The following is a 17,208-nucleotide window of genomic DNA, read 5'->3' as shown; positions in this document are numbered from 1 at the left end:
CGCCTAAGCAGTCGCCGCAACCAGAGCTGACTTCACCGCTTCGATTGCCTCGGCGCCTTTGGAACCATCAGGCCCTCCTCCTTGAGCCATATCAGGGCGACCGCCGCCACCCTTACCGCCCAGGGCTTCCACTCCGGCGCGCACGAGTGCGACCGCGTCAAAACGATCGGTCAGGTCATCCGTAACCGCCACCGCAAACGCCGCCTTGCCCTCATTGACTGCACAAATCGCCGCAACGCCTGAGCCCATCCGACTCTTGGTTTCGTCCAGCAGCGGTACGCAATTCTTTTGGACTGAGCCCTTCGATAACCTGACCAGAAAAGTTTGTTCCAGCGATCTCTTCATCACCCCCGCCCGATGCCGACGCGTCACCCGTGCCGCCACCAGCCAAGGCGAGTGAACGCTTGGCGTCGGCCAACTCTTTCTCAAGCCGCTTGCGCTCCTCGACCATCGCTACGACACGTGCCGAAGCATCCTCTGGGCCGGTTTTGAGAGCATTTGCAATGGCCCTCAAGGCTTCATCCCGCGCACTCAGCCATTGCCGCGCCGCTTCACCGGTCAGCGCCTCGATACGCCGAACGCCCGAGCTAACCGCGCTCTCCGATGCGATCAGGAACAATCCTATATCGCCCGTAGCGTTCACATGAGTGCCGCCGCATAGCTCAACTGAATAGTTGCGACCGGCGTCGCCCGTCCGGCCCATCGAAAGGACACGAACCTCGTCACCATACTTCTCACCGAACAGTGCCAATGCGCCGGCCTCGACCGCGTCATCCGGCGACATAAGGCGTGTCTCAACCGTTTCGTTCGCACGGATTTCAGCGTTCACCTCTGCTTCGATCGCTGCAATGTCGACCGGTGTGAGCGGCTTTGGATGCGAAAAGTCGAACCGGAAGCGATCATCAGAAACCAGAGACCCTTTCTGCGTCACATGATCGCCGAGCTGGTTGCGCAGCGCCGCGTGGACCAGATGCGTCGCGGAGTGGTTGGCCCGAATTCGGCCTCGGCGATCAACATCAATCTCAAGGTGAACCGTGTCGCCGACCGCCACAGACCCCCTACCCACATTTGCATGATGAGCATGCAACCGACCGAGCGGCTTCGAAGTGTGCGTTACAGCTGCTTCAACGCCCTCTGGTGTCCAAATTCGACCCGAGTCGCCCGTTTGACCACCACTTTCTCCATAGAAAGGCGTCTGATTGACGAGAATTGTGACATCCTCGCCCTCACCTGCCTGCTCCACTTCCTTGCCGTCTATGACAAGCGCGACCACCTGCGCTTCGCTTGTGTCCGAAACATAACCTGTAAATTCGGTCGAACCCTCGCGCTCCGCAATGTCAAACCAAACTTCGTCGCTGGTCGCTTCACCAGACCCGCGCCAGGCAGCACGAGCAGCTTCTTTTTGACGTGTCATAGCCGCATCAAAACCATCGTTGTCCAACGCAATCCCGCGACTACGCAGGGCATCTTCGGTCAAATCCTGGGGGAATCCATAGGTATCGTAGAGCTTAAAGGCCGTCTCACCGTCGAGCTCGTCACCCTCACTCATCCCATCAGTCGCCTGATCGAGCAGCGACAATCCTTTTTCCAAGGTTTTGCGGAATTGGGTTTCCTCGCGCTCCAACACTTCTGAGATCAGCGCCTGTCCACGAACGAGCTCTGGATAGGCTGCGCCCATCTCTGTCACAAGAGATGGCACAAGGCGATGCATGAGTGGCTCACTCGCACCCAAAAGATGCGCATGCCGCATCGCCCGCCGCATGATCCGGCGTAAGACGTAACCGCGCCCCTCATTGGACGGCAAAACTCCGTCGGCGAGCAGGAAACTGGTTGAGCGGAGGTGATCCGCAATCACCCGGTGACTCGCTGTCTGATCGCCTTCGGCCTTCACGCCGGTCAGGCTCTCCGAAGCAGCGATTAGCGTTTTGAAAGTGTCAGTATCATAATTGTCGTGCACGCCTTGAAGCACTGCCGCAACGCGCTCCAGCCCCATGCCAGTGTCGATGGAGGGTTTGGGGAGATCAGTGCGTTCACCTTCCGCTGACTGATCGAACTGCATGAATACGAGATTCCATATCTCAACAAAACGATCACCGTCTTCATCCGGGCTGCCGGGAGGGCCACCAAATATGTGCTCGCCGTGGTCATAAAATATCTCTGAGCATGGGCCGCACGGGCCGGTGTCGCCCATCGACCAAAAGTTGTCATTTGTTGCGATGCGAATGATGCGTTCATCCGGAAGGCCAGCAATCTTGCGCCACAGATCAAATGCCTGATCATCGGTGTGATAAATGGTGGCAGTCAGCTTGTCCGGCGACAGTCCCCATTCCTTGGTCAGCAATGTCCATGCATGCAAAATTGCCTGCTCTTTAAAGTAATCGCCGAAGCTGAAATTACCGAGCATCTCAAAGAATGTGTGATGCCGTGCCGTGTAACCGACATTGTCCAAATCGTTGTGCTTGCCACCCGCACGAACACACTTCTGACTGCTGGTCGCGCGCGCATTTGGCGGCGTCTCAAGGCCGGTAAATGCATTCTTGAACGGTACCATGCCTGCGTTCACGAACATCAACGTCGGATCGCTAAACGGAACGAGCGGAGCGGACTTGATCTCCGCATGATCTGCGCCTGAAAAATAATCGAGGAAACTGCGCCGAATGTCGTTGGTAGAAGTCATACGAAATCAGTTAGGCGTTCATGCTGAGCCCGACAAGCCGCAATGCCCGCATGCAGTTATCGAGTATGCCTATTGTAGCAGATTGGCTCAGTATTCCTACGGCACGCAACTCAAAATGTGCAGTCGCGTCGACCCGGGGTAGCCGTCAAATTCTACCAAATGAAATAGGCGCCGCCGCGTTCACGCGCCTTTTGCCAGGCAGGCCTATCATGAATGGCTGCCACAAACTGCGTGAGCTTTGGCGCCTTCCCAGCGTAACCCTGCATGACCGCAATCTCCGCCGGAAAACTCATCATGATGTCGCTCGCGGACCAATCATTGCCAACGAACCTCAAATTGTCTCCGACGCGTTCCTCCGCATAAGCAACGTGCGCTGCAAACTGCTCCTCAATGCGTGGCATCATTGGTTCCGCAGCAGCGCCTAAGCGGCCAGCCATGATCTTCAGCATCACCGGAACAAAAAACGAGCTTTCGCCAAATTGCAGCCATTCGAGATGGTCGATGTGTTCGTCCGTGTCCGCATCCGGCAACCAGGCAGAGCCACCATGACGTTCACATAGATACTGAATGATCGCCCCACTTTCTGAGATAGTGCGACCGTCATCCTCAATCACCGGTGATTTTCCGAGCGGGTGAGCCGATTTCAACTCAGGCGGAGCGAGGTTGGATTCCGCATCACGCTGATAATGGACAATTTCGTACTCAGCACCCAGCTCTTCCAAAAGCCACAAAATGCGCTGTGATCGGCTGTTATTGAGGTGATGAACAGTCATGGTCATGATACGGCTCCGATTGAAACTGAACCATGTGTTAGGGTGTGAAGAGCGGCAAGGCCATACATCATTTCAGCCTGCAATCGGAGCGCAGATCACTGGCGCAAAAACGGAAAAGCCGGCGCACATGAGGTGATTGCGGTTACCCCAGAATGCGCCGGCTATCCATGTTATCGAGAGCAAATTACATCGACCGGACAGTGATCGAATGCTCCCGCTTGAGAAGTGCGTCAGTCCTCCGCGTCAGGACCAGTCATCATCTCCTCGGCAACCTCATCGGTTCGTACCGCGTATGGCGGCTTCCAACTTGGCGCAAACTTCAGGATTTTCCTTCAGATATGTCTTCGCATTCTCACGGCCCTGGCCAATCCGAATGCTATCATAGCTGAACCAGGAACCGGATTTCTCAACCTGACCCGCCTTTACACCTAGATCGAGAATCTCGCCGATCTTCGAAATGCCTTCACCATACATGATGTCAAACTCAACCTGTTTGAAAGGCGGTGCCACCTTGTTCTTGACCACTTTAACGCGGGTCGAGTTTCCAATCACTTCATCGCGATCTTTAATCTGGCCGGTCCGGCGAATATCAAGCCGCACGGAAGCGTAGAATTTAAGCGCGTTGCCGCCCGTTGTTGTCTCAGGATTGCCGTACATCACACCAATCTTCATACGAAGTTGGTTGATGAAGATAACCATGCATTTGGAACGGTTTATTGAACCGGTCAGCTTGCGCAGAGACTGGCTCATCAAACGGGCCTGCAAGCCGACATGGCTATCACCCATCTCCCCTTCGATCTCAGCGCGAGGAACAAGTGCCGCCACTGAGTCGACAACCAGAACATCAACCGCATTTGAGCGAACCAACGTGTCCGTAATTTCGAGCGCCTGCTCACCAGTATCGGGCTGTGAAACAATCAGCTCATCAACATCAACGCCCAATTTACGGGCATAGACAGGATCAAGCGCATGCTCAGCATCCACAAATGCTGCGGTTCCGCCATTCTTTTGCGCCTCAGCAATCACGTGGAGTGCGAGCGTCGTCTTGCCTGAGCTTTCAGGACCATAAACCTCAATCACGCGCCCTTTTGGCAGTCCGCCAATACCCAGCGCGATATCCAAACCAAGCGAGCCGGTTGAAATTGATTCAACCTCCATCGCCTCTTTGGAGCCCAGCTTCATTGCTGAGCCTTTTCCGAATGCGCGGTCTATCTGCGCGAGCGCAGCATCGAGTGCTTTTTGACGGTCCACTTTACGTTCCTTGCCTTCCACGAGCTTGAGATTAGCCGCCATGACACATGCCTCCATCCTTTGCCTAGAGCCGGTTTGAACTCTTCAACGATAGACATGATGTACGCCCTTTGTTCTAAAAGAACAAGAGTGGAACAAAGAAAATTTTGCATTCTAATATTTCTTAAGAAAATTAGACTGTTACGCTAATGAGTCAGAGCGCCTTACGCGTCTTCTTTCACATTTGTGCTGAGAACCTCAGCTACCTTCGCGTTGATTTGTTGGACACTGAACGGCTTGGGAATGAAATACATATCATCAATGTCGATCTCATTGCGAAGCTGCTCTTCGGCATAGCCGGACATAAACAGGATCGGTATTTCCGGCTTCACCTTGCGAATCGCGCGCGCCATCGCTGGTCCATCCATTACGGGCATCACCACATCCGATACGACGAGGTCGAAATCTTCGTCAGCATTGGCCAACGCAGCCAAGCCCTGCTCGCCATCGCTCGCTGTTGTCACTGTATAGCCGGCACGGACAAGGGCACGTTCCGCAACGGCGCGCACCATGTCTTCATCCTCTACTAACAGCAGCTTCGCCCCACCGCTCCATTCTGTCGCCTTTTGATCTTCGTTATCGTCGCGGCGCTGAACCGTTGGCAGTTCACCTTTGTATACGGGTAGATATACGGTGAAACGGGCGCCTGCAGGATTGCCATCATGACCAATGATGTTGTCGGCGAAGATAAACCCGTTCGACTGCTTCACGATCCCATAGACAGTGGAGAGCCCCAGGCCGGTGCCCTTACCTTGTTCCTTGGTCGTGAAGAACGGCTCAAAAATCTTGCTGATGACGTCGCGCGGAATGCCGCCGCCAGTATCCTGAACGATCAGAACTGTATAATCATCCGCAGGCATTATATCGACGCCCATCTTACGCACATCCCGCGCAGAAACGCGCCGTGTGGCAAGGGTAAGTCGGCCCTTCCAGCCTTTGCCCGCCTTGCTCGCGTAAGCCTGCATCGCGTCGCGTGCATTGACCGCCAGGTTGATAATCACCTGTTCCAATTGTTGAGGATCGGCCCGAACAGGCCCCAGCTCGCGATCATGTCGGACATTGAATTCAATACGTTCGCCCATGAGCCGCCGGAGCAGTTGGCTGACCTCGCTGACTACATCGGGCAGTTGCAACACAACCGGGCGCAGGGTTTGCTGGCGCGAGAATGCCAGCAATTGACGGGTCAGGCTGGCCGCACGGTTGGAGTTCGCCTTGATCTGCTGAATATCATCATAGTCGCTGTCGCCCGGCGTGTGACGCAGCAGCATTAAGTCACAATAGCCGATGATCGCGGTCAGCACGTTGTTAAAGTCGTGCGCTACGCCGCCTGCCAGTTGACCGACAGCTTGCATCTTGGTGGCCTGCGCCACCTGACGGCGAAGTCGTTTTTCTTCACTCGAATCTGAAATCGACAGCAAAACTGCAGCATCGCCGAGGCCGCGCACACCGGCCAGACCGATGCTAACCGGCTCTTCCTTATCTCCGCGCAACCGCACTGCCATATCGCTGCTGGACGCAGGGCCCTTGGCAAACCGGCGGACCGTATCAGACATTGCCGCCTTATCTTCATGGACCACCAGATCTGATGGATATTGGGGCAAGCCGCTGTTTTCCTGCTCAACCGCGCGCAGAAATGCCTTGTTGGCAAACATAAAGCGTCCATCGCGATCGGTAAGCGCCAGACCCAGAGGAAGCGCTGACAAGAGTGCATTCAACTGCGGCACGGCTGTGCGGCCGCCACCTTCCCAGCCTCCACCAATGCCCACACCGCTGTCAATCAACAGCATGAGTGACGGAGCAGGCTCCGCGGATTTCTCGACGCTCGGATCCACCTCGTCGAGTGGTATCTGCACTAACGTCTGGGGTGCACCTTCCTGTCCTTCCCTCGCGAAGAAAATTCGGTCTCGCTCATCGGAGCGCAATAGCTCTACGAACTCGCGGCCCTCCAGGCCTTCTCCGGTATTGCCAAGCGCTCGATCCGCCATGCCTGGCGTATGCGCGATGATGATGCCGTTTGGATCAACCAGTACCATCTCGACACCAGCATTGGACATCAGCAGACCAAAAGCTCCGGACAACCGGTGCTCCATGCCATCATAGCCCCGCTCTTGAACAATCTCAGCAAAACGCCAGACGAGATAGTCATCAGCGCGCCCGCAACGTTCTATCTGCACACGAAAACGGCGTTGCCCCTGCGGCCAAAACAGCAATTCGACTTCTGTTTGTCCATCCCGCCATGCAGTGCGGGTGGCAGCAACAATACCTTCGCGAGATTGCTCATCGAACGCGAGCTCAACTGGCGGAGCCAACATCCCGAACCAGTCTTCATAGGTGCCATTCGCACACGTCACACGATTGGCACGATCCGTAATGACAACCGCCCGTTTGCGGTTCTCGATCGCTGCGACTGTCACACTCCAATCAGGAAGACCCGGTTCCTCAACCTGGTCATTCACATTGAGGCGCGCGGCCAGTATCATCAGAATACCGATGGTCAGAATGCCGCCCGCATAGGCCACGGCGACCAGCCCTGTTTGGCCAAGCAACCAAACCAAACCCACAGAAAGCAGCGCGGCAATAAAAAGCCCGGCGAGGAGCGGCAGCGGCGGGATTTCATTTGCACCGCTCTCAAATGCGAAACTACTCCGGGACTTATCGCTCACTGTTGGGCTGATCCCAACCGGGCGTCCAAACGCTCCTCCATGGCACGCAAACGCCGCGCGCGTCTGCGCGAAACAACAAAGCGCCAGACGACGCCAGAGATAACCCAGCCGAGTGATGCGCCAACAACCGCCAAAACAACGAACCCAAACACAGTTATGCCGGCAGCCTGGAACAGATCAATCAACCATGCCCAGCGCCCGCTCGCTAATTCATCATTGGCCATGCCGCCCATCGCAGCGTCGATATTCAGCACCAAGGCACCGACACGGTTTGCCACGACGACCCAAAAGGGAAACGTGAATGGGTTGGTGACAAACGTAACAAGCGCGGCAAGCGGAACATTCGCGCGTGCTGGCAAGGCCATAAAGGCTGCCAGGAAAATCTGACCAACGGGTACGATAAAGGCTGCAAATAGGCCGAGCGCTACTCCGCGAGGGACAGATCGACGGGTGAAGCGCCATAGTTCCGGGGAGAGGAAACGGTGTGCGATTGGCGCCAGAAAACGGTTGTCGGCCAGCTCTTCACGAGTCGGCATGTTCCTCTGAAACCAGTTTTTTCTGCGCGTCGCCATTGGGGCGTTCCATACACCTTTGCCGTTGTCGTGAAAGCGTTCTTAGCTCCACAGTCACAAATATCGGATGAACGCCGTGCGCATTCAAGATAGCGCGAATACTGTCTTGGATGAAATCGTCTGGCACCAGCCTAAAAATGCGCCCGAAAAGCGGATCTTTAGCCGCGCTCTCGCATCAACCGGGCCTTGTCGCGCTTCCAGTCTCTGTCCTTAACCGCTGCACGCTTGTCATGGGCTTGCTTACCCTTGGCGAGCGCCAGTTCCACCTTCGCACGTCCGGTCGAGTTAAAGTAAACCGAGAGCGGTACAAGCGTCATCCCCTTACGCTCAACCGCGCCAAACAATCGGTTGATCTCTCGACCGTGTAGGAGCAATTTTCGTGGCCTGCGCGCCTCGTGGTTTTGCCGGTTGCCGTGACTGTATTCCGGGATGTTCGCATTGACGAGCCATACCTGGCCATCGCGAACCTCGGCATAGCTTTCCCTGATGCTTGCCTGTCCAGCGCGCAGCGCCTTCACCTCGGTGCCCTGAAGGGCAATCCCAGCTTCAAACGTGTCCTCAATAGAGTAATCAAACCGCACGCGCCGATTGTCGGCGACGGTTTTCTGTTTATCAAAGGTAGCGGGTTTGGGACGAGCCATGGTTCGTTAGATAGTCGCTTGCGCGCGTCAGACCAGCCCTGCATGCTCAAGCGCAGCATCTACCGCCTGGCGCGCCGCATCTGAACAGACGGTCAGTGGCAAACGCACTTCGTCGGAAAAACCATTCATCACCCTGCTCAGCGCATATTTGACCGGGCCCGGGGAGGAATCCTCAAACATCGCATAATGCAGCGGATAGAGCTGATCATTCAGCCGCCGCGCCTCGACCAGATCATTGTCCGCGCACGCCCTTTGAAACTGCGCGCACAGCGCCGGGGCAACGTTGGCGGTCACGGATATACACCCCTTCCCGCCCGCAGCGTTGAAAGGTAGCGCCAACTCGTCATTTCCAGAAAGCTGACAGAATTCCTTACCTATGCCCATGCGATGATCGGCAACCCGCGACAGATCCTCGCTCGCATCCTTAATCGCGATAATCTGATCAGGATATTTGTTCGCCAGCTGAATGGTCGTTTTGGGCGCAATATCCGTCACCGTGCGACCAGGCACATTATACAGCACAATCGGCAGATCACAGTTGTCAGCCAAATAGCTGAAATGCGCGATCAAGCCCGCCTGACTTGGCCGATTGTAATATGGCGCAACACACAGACCAGCCGCAGCGCCTGCCTTGCGCGAGAAATTCATATGCAGCAGTGCGTTTTGTGTGTCATTCGAACCGCAACCGGCGATGATTGGAACGCGCCCCGCCGCTTGCTCGACACAAACCTCGATTACGCGGTGATGCTCTGCATTTGAGAGTGTCGAGGCCTCGCCCGTTGTCCCGCATGGAACCAGCGCGGTTGAACCGTTTTCAATCTGCCAATCGACCAGCCGACGGAAAGCAGCCTCGTCAAAGACGCCATTTTGAAATGGCGTGACCAATGCCGGAATCGAACCTGTGAACATTTATGGATTTCCCGGATGTATTGCCAATGTCTTGCACGCTATAGGGTACCAGACGTGTTTCATTCACCGCCTGATAAGGAGCTGCTAGGCATTATGTCCAGCATGACCGATAAATCTTTCTCTTCATTCGCTTTGTTGATGGGCAGCGCCCTATCCACTCTCACGGCAGCCCCGGCAATGGCGCAGGATCAAAATACCAGTGCCCGAACAAGCATGGTCGCGATCCAGCCTGGGCAAATTGGCCAAGCGGTCAATCGCTGGGAAGTACTCATCAAAAATGGGAATCTTAAGTTCGAAGATTACGCGGGTTTTATCACCAGCTACCCTGATTTTCCTCAGGAAAGTCGGATACAACGGTTCGCGGAAAATGCGCTTGATAAAGAGGCTATCTCGCCCGCGCGACTGGTCGAGTTTTTCGACGCCAATCCGCCCGTCACAAACTCCGCCAAAGCGCGTTATGCCTTGGCGCTAGCCAACCTTCAACGTGCGGAAGCATTTGAGGTTGCCCGCGATGCCTGGCGTGGCGGATCAATGAGCGGCCCGGCAGAGGCGTATCTGCTCGGCCTACACGGCTCTCGCTTCGCGCCCGAAGATCACAATGCACGCATGGACGCGCTGTTATGGCAGCGCGACGCAGAAGCCGCAGCACGGCATATCAACAATATCGCACCGACAATGCGTGATATTGCGATGGCACGCCTCGCTTTGGTTCAGGGCGAAACTCCCAGCGCAGCCGGATTGACAGTGCCGAATGGTGCGCTGTCGGACCCCGGCTATGTCTATAATCTCGCGCGCCACTATCGCACATCGCGCCAAACCAGCCGCTCCGTATCGCTGCTGGCGAACCGGCCAGAGTTCAACCGCCTACCGCATGACGAAGAACTGCTGGTCGGGGAAATGCTGCGCGCCGCACGTTCGGCTGGATCGTCGCCTGCAGTACAGATTGCATCAAAGATCGATGATCTGTTCGCGCCCGGGACCGACGTCAGCAAGGGCTCCTATCGCCTGCGTGATGACTACACGTCACTGATGTGGCTTGGCGGGACCAAGGCACTTTGGAACCTTGGCGATGGCAATCGCGCTGCCCCGCTCTTCTATCGCTATGGTGCTGCTGCGCGGACGCCGCAGACACGTTCGAAAGGCTTTTATTGGGCCGGTCTAGCAAGCCAACGGGCAGGTAACCGCGCAGAGGCCGGACGATACTGGACAATGGCGGCAGCCTATCCTGACCGGTTTTATGGTCAGTTGGCGATGAAAGAAATCGGTGGAACGCTGCCGAATTTTGAAGCGGTTTCCGCAGCAGGTGAACCCACCGCTCAGCAACGCGCCGCCTTTAATCAAAAGCCTCTGACCGCCGCGGTTCGTCACGTCGCGAAGGGAGCGCCATGGCGTACAGGCATTCAGTTCTACCGCACCATTGCGCAAACCGCTGATACGTCGGCAGAACATATTCTCGTTTCCGAACTTGCCCAAGCGACCGGTACGCCGCGACTTGTCCGTCAACGTGACAGAGGCTGCGGGTGCCGATGGCCATGATCTGGTGTTTGTCGCGCAAGGCTTCCCAACCCTGCCCTTGCCTTCGGGGGCTAACTTCACCCTTACTCATGCCATTGCACGTCAGGAAAGCCAGTTCGCGCAAAACGCGATCAGCCACGCCGGCGCGCGCGGTCTGATGCAGTTAATGCCGGGCACAGCACGCGAAGAGGCCCGCTTCGCCGGTGTAAACTACATGTCGGCGAGCCTCATCAATGATCCGCAGTATAATTTGCGTTTGGGTTCCAATCACATTGATCGGCTGATGCGACGCTACAACGGCAGCTATCCACTTGCCTTTGCAGCGTACAACGCTGGGCCCGGGAATGTGAACAAATGGCTGCGCGCGAACGGTGATCCGCGTACCGGATCGATTTCTTGGGTCGAATGGATTGAGAAGATCCCCTTCTTTGAGACCAAAAACTACGTGCAAAGAGTGATTGAGAATGCTGCTGTATACGAGCATCTTTATCCGGAACGAACGACTTATGGTCAGCCGCGCATGGCGCATCAATTCCTGCGCTGATGTGTGATATAGCGGCGGGCGCATGACCGCTCCAAGCAACCCGATCACACCCGTCGGCTATGCCGCGCTTAAAGAGCGGTATGACCATTTATTAGGGGTCGAACGACCTGAGATCGTTGAGATCGTCAGCTGGGCGGCGGGCAATGGCGATCGCAGCGAGAACGGCGACTATCTCTATGGCCGCAAACGGATGCGCGAGATTGACAGAGAATTGCGGCACTTGTCTAGCCGCATGAAGCGCGCGCGCGTTCTGGAACCCGCAGATCAGCCTGACAAATCCCGTATTTTCTTCGGCGCGACGGTGGACCTGGCCGATGAAGAAGACGCGCACCGCACAGTCACCTTAATTGGCGACGATGAGCAGGATGCGAGCGCGGATCGCATTGGTTGGTCCAGCCCCCTCGCCCGCGCCTTAAAAGGTGCGCAAGTCGGGGATTTGCGGGTTGTGAAGCTTCCCAGCGGATCGAAAGAATGGGAGGTCGTCGCTATTCGTTATGACTAGGTCGCTCATCTTCTACACTGCGCTAACTGCTCTGGTCTCCACACCAGTTTTGGCAAAAGAGAGTGTTGGCGTGTTCTCAGACTGGGCTGCGTTCCGCGACGACAAGGCCGCACAATGCTATGCCATCGCCATGCCCGCGTCGAGCCGCTTGCGGCGCGATTACCAACCCTATGCAACGATAGGCACATGGCCCAAGCGGCAGGTTCGCGGGCAAGTCCATTTCCGCCTCTCACGCAATATGACCGCCGGGCGTCCCATCAGCCTTCAAGTTGGCCGCACGCGGTTTCGTCTGACCGGTAGCGGAGCAAGCGCATGGGCAGAGGATCGCCGGATGGACGCCGCAATTGTCGCTGCGATGCGTTCCGCGCGGTCGATGATTATTCGCGCCACAGATAGCAACGGTCGCGGTTTTTCAAACACCTATCAACTGGCGGGTGCTGCTTCGGCCATGGATGCCGCAACCGTCGCCTGCGCCAAGATACGCTAGACGATACTGGCCAAATTGGATTGCGCGCCCTATATGCGCCGCTCCCATGGCTGATACCGATCTGATGCCCATTCCCGGACAAGTTGATCCGGTGCCTGTCGCGCGTGACATCACGCCGCGCAGCGATGGGCGTATCGATTTGATGGGCCTGTCGAAAGCGCGCATTCGCGAGCTTTTTGCTGATGCCGGGTTGGACGCTCGGCAGGCAAAGCTGCGCTCCAAACAGGTTTTTCATTGGATATATCATCGCGGCGTTTCTGACTTCGATGCGATGACGGATATCGCCAAGACAATGCGCCCATGGCTGATTGAGCGCTTTGTCATTGCACGACCTGATGTGGTCGAGGCACAGCATTCCACCGACGGAACGCGCAAATGGCTGCTGCGAACGCCAGACGGGCACGACTATGAGATGGTCTTCATTCCGGACGCTGATCGCGGAACTTTGTGCGTTTCCAGCCAAGTGGGTTGCACACTCAACTGCACGTTCTGCCACACCGGTACAATGCGTCTCGTCCGAAATCTAACTCCTGGTGAGATTGTTGGGCAGGTCATGCTCGCTCGCGACGCGCTGGGCGAATGGCCGAAAGGAAAAATGGACTTCGCCGACGATGCTAGCGCATCGGAATACACTTCCGACGGACGCTTGCTTACCAACATTGTGATGATGGGGATGGGTGAGCCGCTCTATAATTTCGACAATGTTCGCGATGCTCTATCGATCGTGATGGATGGTGATGGCCTCGCCTTGTCAAAACGGCGTATCACTCTGTCGACCAGCGGGGTTATTCCGATGATGGAACGCTGCGGCGAGGAGATCGGGGTGAATCTCGCGGTGTCGCTGCACGCAGTGACCAAAGCTGTGCGCGACGAAATCGTTCCGCTGAACAAGAAGTATGGGATTGAGGACTTGCTTCAAGCCTGTGCCGATTATCCCGGTGCTTCCAATGCCCGTCGGATCACGTTCGAGTATGTCATGCTAAAAGACAAGAATGATAGCGATGAGCACGCACACGAGCTTGTCCGCTTGCTCAAGCAGTTCAATCTACCGGCGAAAGTCAATCTGATCCCATTCAACCCATGGCCAGGCGCAGATTACGAGTGCTCGACGCCGGAGCGGATCAAGAGCTTCTCCGACATTGTATTCGCTGGCGGCATTAGCGCGCCGGTACGCACACCGCGCGGGCGGGATATCGATGCGGCATGCGGCCAGCTCAAAACCGCGGCTGAGAAGAAAAGCCGTGCGCAACGTGACAGAGAAGCCGCGGAGGTTGCGGCCTAGTGAAAACCAAGGTCCAGGCGCTCTGTATCGGGCAACCGCAACCTTTTAACGGCGCGGAGCTAAGCGCAATTGGCAAGTATGCCGTTGAAGGCTCTACACCCATCCACGACATCGGTCTGGAAGGCGACATGGTCGCCGATACCAAAAACCATGGCGGGCCGGATATGGCCGTACATCAGTATCCCCTGGATCATTATGCGTGGTGGCAAGATCGGCTCGGCGAGCATGAACTGCTTCATACGACAGCAGCCTTTGGCGAAAACATCGTGGCATTGGGTCTGACCGAACACGATGTTCATATTGGCGAACGATTCAAACTTGGAACTACACTTTTGGAAGTCAGCCAGCCACGCCAACCTTGCTGGAAAATCGAACATCGGTTTCAACGTAAGGGCATGGTGAAGGCTATTATCCAGAATCACAATTGCGGGTGGTACTATCGCGTCATCGAAGAAGGCGCGGCGCAAGCTGGCGATACGCTAGAGCGTGTTGAGACTGGCCACGCTGAATGGAGCGTCGCGCGGCTCTTCGCCAAGCTATATGATCCTAAAAACAAGGCGAGCATCGACGAATTGCGCGAGATTGCCTCTCTTGAAAAACTCTGCACTCCATGGCGCGAAAAAATCGCTGCTGCATTACCTGATTGATCGCCGCTAGCGGTTTAGCCCTTCCCCTTGCGCCAACGATCTGCTTCACAAGGGAAATGAGCGCTTCACCCCCTGCTGTACTCGTCACCGGCGGAGCAAAGCGCCTTGGTGCCGCTATCGCGAGAGCATTTGGAAATACCGGTTGGCACGTGGTGATCCATTATGGCCGATCCGCTGATGCCGCACAGAGCCTCGCCGCAAAGCTGCCGAGCGCCGAAACCATTGGCTGTGACTTCCGAGATGACGATGCGGCTGTCGTGATGATCGAAAATCTCGCGGCAAAGCTGACAAATTGGCAATGCCTGATCAATTGCGCCAGCGTTTTTGAGTATGACGACGTAACCGCATTGAACCCAGCGACGAACCGGCAAGCAATGCACATCAATGCTCTCACCCCCGCCCGCATGGCGCAGGCATATTTGGCCGAGGCTTCCTCACAAGAGGGCCGCAGTGTGATCAACGTGACCGATCAAAAGCTCGAAAACTCAAATCCGGACTTCTTCAGCTATACGATGAGCAAGCACGCGCTGAACGCGACAATTGCTATGCTCAGCAAAGGGCGCAGCGCCCCCAGCGACCGTATCTATGGGCTAGCGCCCGGCGCAATTCTGGCGAGCCACGATCAAAGCGAAGATGAGATCGACATTTCGCACCGCCTCAACCTGCTCAAACGCAAAACGGATGCGGACGAAATTGCACAGGCCGCTCTCTTCCTCGCTAGTCGCAGTCTCGCGAGCGGCCAGACCATCTTCGTTGATAGTGGACAACACCTTTTGGATCAGGATCGCGATGTGATATATCTTGCTCGCGCAACCGCTTAGCGAGGGGAGCGGAATGAAGAAGCACGCAATTTCGACGCGGATCTGGCACTGGACGAACCTGTTCTTTCTGGTCATCCTGTTCATGTCAGGTCTGACAATTTCGAACGCTCACCGCCGCCTTTACTGGGGTGATTGGGGTTTTGCCGCTGAGCAAGCCTGGCTGATCGTTCCGCGCTTCCCCGACTGGATGACCATCCCCGGTTACTACAGCCTCGCCGTTGCGCGTGACTGGCACAGCCTTGCTGCATGGCCCTTTGCGCTGATGCTCTTGTTCATGTGGGTCGCAATGCTGGTGAACAAGCACTTCAAACGTGATCTCGTCACAACTCGTGAAGAGTGGAAACCCGGAGCCATTAAGCAAGATATCGTGGAGCATCTAAAGCTCAATTTTGATCATGGCGAAGCCAAGTACAATTTCCTTCAGAAGCTGACTTACGGGATCGTGCTCGGCGTCTTTCTACCGATGATGGTCTTCACGGGTATTTCGATCAGTCCGGGTATGGAACCAACATTTGGTTGGATGGTCGACCTGCTGGGCGGCAGGCAGTCAGCGCGCAGCCTGCATTTCATCTTCGCGTTCCTGCTATTCGGCTTTTTCATATTGCATGTCGGGCTGGTGCTGTTGGCGGGGCCGTATCGGCAAATCAGAGATATGATCACCGGAGGCAAGCTATGAAACGCAGAGGATTTTTAGCTGCCGCTGGTGCCGCATTTGTCGCCGGTTGCAACAGGGTGGCGGATAGCGACGCTGGCGCACGTTTGCTCGATGCTGCCGAGCGTTGGCATATGGGCGCGCATCGCCTGCTTACCAATCGCGAAGCGCTCGCGCCCGAATACCCGCGCAGCGCAATCTCACCTGATTTTCGCGGCAATGGCTCGATCAATCCGCAAAACGGCGATTATCAGGATCATGTCGCCGCAGGTTTCGCCGATTGGCGCCTCGAAGTGCGGGGCATGGTCGACAATCCGCTGAGCCTGAGCATGGAAGAGATCCGCGCCCTACCCGCTCGCACGCAAATCACACGACATGACTGTGTTGAGGGCTGGAGCGCAATCGGCGAATGGACCGGTCCGCAACTGTCTGGAATTTTGGAGACCGCTGGGTTGCAAGAAGGTGCTCAATTTATCGTGTTCCGCTGCGCTGATAACCTCAACGGAGATGATTATTACGAAAGCGTCGATATGATCGATGCCTTTCACCCGCAGACCATCATCGCGCACACGCTGAATGGTGCGGCACTGCCAGTGAAAAACGGCGCGCCCCTGCGAATGCGGATCGAGCGTCAGCTGGGGTATAAGCATCCCAAATATCTGACCGCAATCGAGGCCGTCGCAAGCCTAGATGAGATTGGCGAAGGAAAGGGCGGCTATTGGGAAGATCGCGCCGGGTATCAATGGTATGCCGGGATCTGATCAATCCTCTGGATAGATGCGGTTCATCGTAGCCCAATCCTCGGCGATCATTTCCTCCAGCACAGCCAGATCCACGTCGGCGAGTTTATTAACGTAGAGGCAACTCTTGCCCCTTGAATGCTTGCCGAGTTTCTCAAGCTGCTGATCGCGACGCTTGCCCGACAACTCATCGCAATAGCCGCCCATTAGGTAGAGCGAGTGCTTGGCCTTGCGTGGGCTGAATCCAGCCCGCATCCAATGCACATCGCGGCCACTGGCATAGGTCGTTTGGTACGAACCATAACCGATTATAGTTGGTCCCCACATTTTGGGTTCCTCGCCAGTCACCTTGCGAAAGAGTGCGTCCAGCACCATTGCATCTTCGCGTTTGCCAATATGGTCAATCGCGCCAATGAAATCTGCCGGATCGACTTTCGTGATCTGTGTCTTTGCATCTGCCATGGGCATGTAAGCTACATCTGGATTGACTTCA

Annotated in this window: 15 protein-coding genes and 2 pseudogenes; 9 read left to right on the top strand and 8 right to left on the bottom strand. The window is 56.0% G+C overall.

Annotated features, from left to right (window positions below; all coding sequences use genetic code 11):
* Positions 1-3: 3 nt before the first annotated feature.
* From alaS to dapA, 7 genes and pseudogenes are all read right to left on the bottom strand, one after another.
* Positions 4-2,677, bottom strand: a pseudogene (gene alaS, locus ACZ1GM_RS07325) (alanine--tRNA ligase).
* A gap of 152 nt (positions 2,678-2,829) precedes the next feature.
* A complete protein-coding gene (locus tag ACZ1GM_RS07320) occupies positions 2,830-3,456 on the bottom strand; it encodes a glutathione S-transferase family protein (RefSeq protein WP_472678456.1) in 627 nt (208 codons plus the stop codon).
* Positions 3,457-3,680: 224 nt separating this feature from the next.
* Positions 3,681-4,743, bottom strand: a pseudogene (gene recA / locus ACZ1GM_RS07315) (recombinase RecA).
* Positions 4,744-4,904: 161 nt separating this feature from the next.
* Entirely contained in the window at positions 4,905-7,403 is a 2,499-nt protein-coding gene (locus tag ACZ1GM_RS07310; RefSeq protein ID WP_472678455.1) for a hybrid sensor histidine kinase/response regulator, read from the bottom strand.
* The gene (locus tag ACZ1GM_RS07305) at positions 7,400-7,975 is read right to left on the bottom strand and encodes a DUF2062 domain-containing protein (RefSeq protein WP_472678454.1); all 576 of its coding nucleotides are present in this window, start codon (positions 7,973-7,975) and stop codon (positions 7,400-7,402) included. The genes ACZ1GM_RS07310 and ACZ1GM_RS07305 overlap by 4 nt, the downstream gene beginning before the upstream one ends.
* Positions 7,976-8,133: 158 nt before the next feature.
* Entirely contained in the window at positions 8,134-8,616 is a 483-nt protein-coding gene (gene smpB, locus ACZ1GM_RS07300) for an SsrA-binding protein SmpB (RefSeq protein WP_472678453.1), read from the bottom strand.
* Positions 8,617-8,643: 27 nt separating this feature from the next.
* The gene (gene dapA / locus ACZ1GM_RS07295) at positions 8,644-9,525 is read right to left on the bottom strand and encodes a 4-hydroxy-tetrahydrodipicolinate synthase (RefSeq protein ID WP_472678452.1); all 882 of its coding nucleotides are present in this window, start codon (positions 9,523-9,525) and stop codon (positions 8,644-8,646) included.
* A 102-nt stretch (positions 9,526-9,627) separates the two neighbouring features.
* Between dapA and ACZ1GM_RS07290 the strand changes: the two genes are divergently transcribed.
* From ACZ1GM_RS07290 to ACZ1GM_RS07250, 9 genes are read left to right on the top strand one after another with little or no spacing between them, the layout of a single operon-like run.
* A complete protein-coding gene (locus tag ACZ1GM_RS07290) occupies positions 9,628-11,061 on the top strand; it encodes a lytic transglycosylase domain-containing protein (RefSeq protein ID WP_472678451.1) in 1,434 nt (477 codons plus the stop codon).
* The gene (locus tag ACZ1GM_RS07285; protein ID WP_472678450.1) at positions 11,030-11,584 is read left to right on the top strand and encodes a lytic transglycosylase domain-containing protein; all 555 of its coding nucleotides are present in this window, start codon (positions 11,030-11,032) and stop codon (positions 11,582-11,584) included. Before ACZ1GM_RS07290 ends, ACZ1GM_RS07285 begins: the two co-directional genes overlap by 32 nt.
* A gap of 22 nt (positions 11,585-11,606) precedes the next feature.
* A complete protein-coding gene (gene greB / locus ACZ1GM_RS07280) occupies positions 11,607-12,086 on the top strand; it encodes a transcription elongation factor GreB (RefSeq protein ID WP_472678449.1) in 480 nt (159 codons plus the stop codon).
* Complete coding sequence (locus tag ACZ1GM_RS07275) at positions 12,079-12,573, top strand: invasion associated locus B family protein (RefSeq protein ID WP_472678448.1); 495 nt, start codon at positions 12,079-12,081, stop codon at positions 12,571-12,573. The genes greB and ACZ1GM_RS07275 overlap by 8 nt, the downstream gene beginning before the upstream one ends.
* A gap of 46 nt (positions 12,574-12,619) precedes the next feature.
* Positions 12,620-13,855 carry a dual-specificity RNA methyltransferase RlmN gene (rlmN, locus tag ACZ1GM_RS07270; protein WP_472678447.1) on the top strand — a complete coding sequence of 412 codons (1,236 nt, stop codon included), beginning with the start codon at positions 12,620-12,622 and terminating at the stop codon, positions 13,853-13,855.
* Positions 13,855-14,502 carry an MOSC domain-containing protein gene (locus ACZ1GM_RS07265; RefSeq protein ID WP_472678446.1) on the top strand — a complete coding sequence of 216 codons (648 nt, stop codon included), beginning with the start codon at positions 13,855-13,857 and terminating at the stop codon, positions 14,500-14,502. The genes rlmN and ACZ1GM_RS07265 overlap by 1 nt, the downstream gene beginning before the upstream one ends.
* Positions 14,503-14,558: 56 nt before the next feature.
* Positions 14,559-15,323, top strand: coding sequence for an SDR family oxidoreductase (locus tag ACZ1GM_RS07260; protein WP_472678445.1), 765 nt, complete (start codon positions 14,559-14,561; stop codon positions 15,321-15,323).
* 13 nt (positions 15,324-15,336) lie between these two features.
* Positions 15,337-15,999, top strand: a complete 663-nt coding sequence (locus tag ACZ1GM_RS07255; RefSeq protein WP_472678444.1) for a cytochrome b/b6 domain-containing protein — start codon at positions 15,337-15,339, stop codon at positions 15,997-15,999.
* Entirely contained in the window at positions 15,996-16,736 is a 741-nt protein-coding gene (locus ACZ1GM_RS07250) for a molybdopterin-dependent oxidoreductase (protein WP_472678443.1), read from the top strand. Before ACZ1GM_RS07255 ends, ACZ1GM_RS07250 begins: the two co-directional genes overlap by 4 nt.
* Here the strand turns inward: ACZ1GM_RS07250 and ACZ1GM_RS07245 are convergent, their stop codons facing one another.
* On the bottom strand, positions 16,737-17,177 hold the full coding sequence (locus ACZ1GM_RS07245; RefSeq protein ID WP_472678442.1) for a DUF1801 domain-containing protein: 441 nt from the start codon (positions 17,175-17,177) through the stop codon (positions 16,737-16,739). It lies immediately after the preceding gene.
* Positions 17,178-17,208: the final 31 nt, after the last annotated feature.

This window comes from Qipengyuania sp. JB2-7 (assembly GCF_055693485.1).
This window is presented reverse-complemented; position numbering and strand designations above follow the sequence as displayed.

What these genes read in the sequence shown, in the direction of transcription:
- ACZ1GM_RS07275 (WP_472678448.1), top strand. Translation starts at nt 12,079, where the DNA reads ATGACTAGGTCGCTCATCTTCTACACTGCGCTAACTGCTCTGGTCTCC.
- smpB (WP_472678453.1), bottom strand. Translation starts at nt 8,616, where the DNA reads ATGGCTCGTCCCAAACCCGCTACCTTTGATAAACAGAAAACCGTCGCC.
- ACZ1GM_RS07290 (WP_472678451.1), top strand. Translation starts at nt 9,628, where the DNA reads ATGACCGATAAATCTTTCTCTTCATTCGCTTTGTTGATGGGCAGCGCC.
- ACZ1GM_RS07245 (WP_472678442.1), bottom strand. Translation starts at nt 17,177, where the DNA reads ATGGCAGATGCAAAGACACAGATCACGAAAGTCGATCCGGCAGATTTC.
- ACZ1GM_RS07250 (WP_472678443.1), top strand. Translation starts at nt 15,996, where the DNA reads ATGAAACGCAGAGGATTTTTAGCTGCCGCTGGTGCCGCATTTGTCGCC.
- ACZ1GM_RS07320 (WP_472678456.1), bottom strand. Translation starts at nt 3,456, where the DNA reads ATGACCATGACTGTTCATCACCTCAATAACAGCCGATCACAGCGCATT.
- ACZ1GM_RS07255 (WP_472678444.1), top strand. Translation starts at nt 15,337, where the DNA reads ATGAAGAAGCACGCAATTTCGACGCGGATCTGGCACTGGACGAACCTG.
- greB (WP_472678449.1), top strand. Translation starts at nt 11,607, where the DNA reads ATGACCGCTCCAAGCAACCCGATCACACCCGTCGGCTATGCCGCGCTT.
- rlmN (WP_472678447.1), top strand. Translation starts at nt 12,620, where the DNA reads ATGGCTGATACCGATCTGATGCCCATTCCCGGACAAGTTGATCCGGTG.
- dapA (WP_472678452.1), bottom strand. Translation starts at nt 9,525, where the DNA reads ATGTTCACAGGTTCGATTCCGGCATTGGTCACGCCATTTCAAAATGGC.
- ACZ1GM_RS07260 (WP_472678445.1), top strand. Translation starts at nt 14,559, where the DNA reads ATGAGCGCTTCACCCCCTGCTGTACTCGTCACCGGCGGAGCAAAGCGC.
- ACZ1GM_RS07305 (WP_472678454.1), bottom strand. Translation starts at nt 7,975, where the DNA reads ATGGCGACGCGCAGAAAAAACTGGTTTCAGAGGAACATGCCGACTCGT.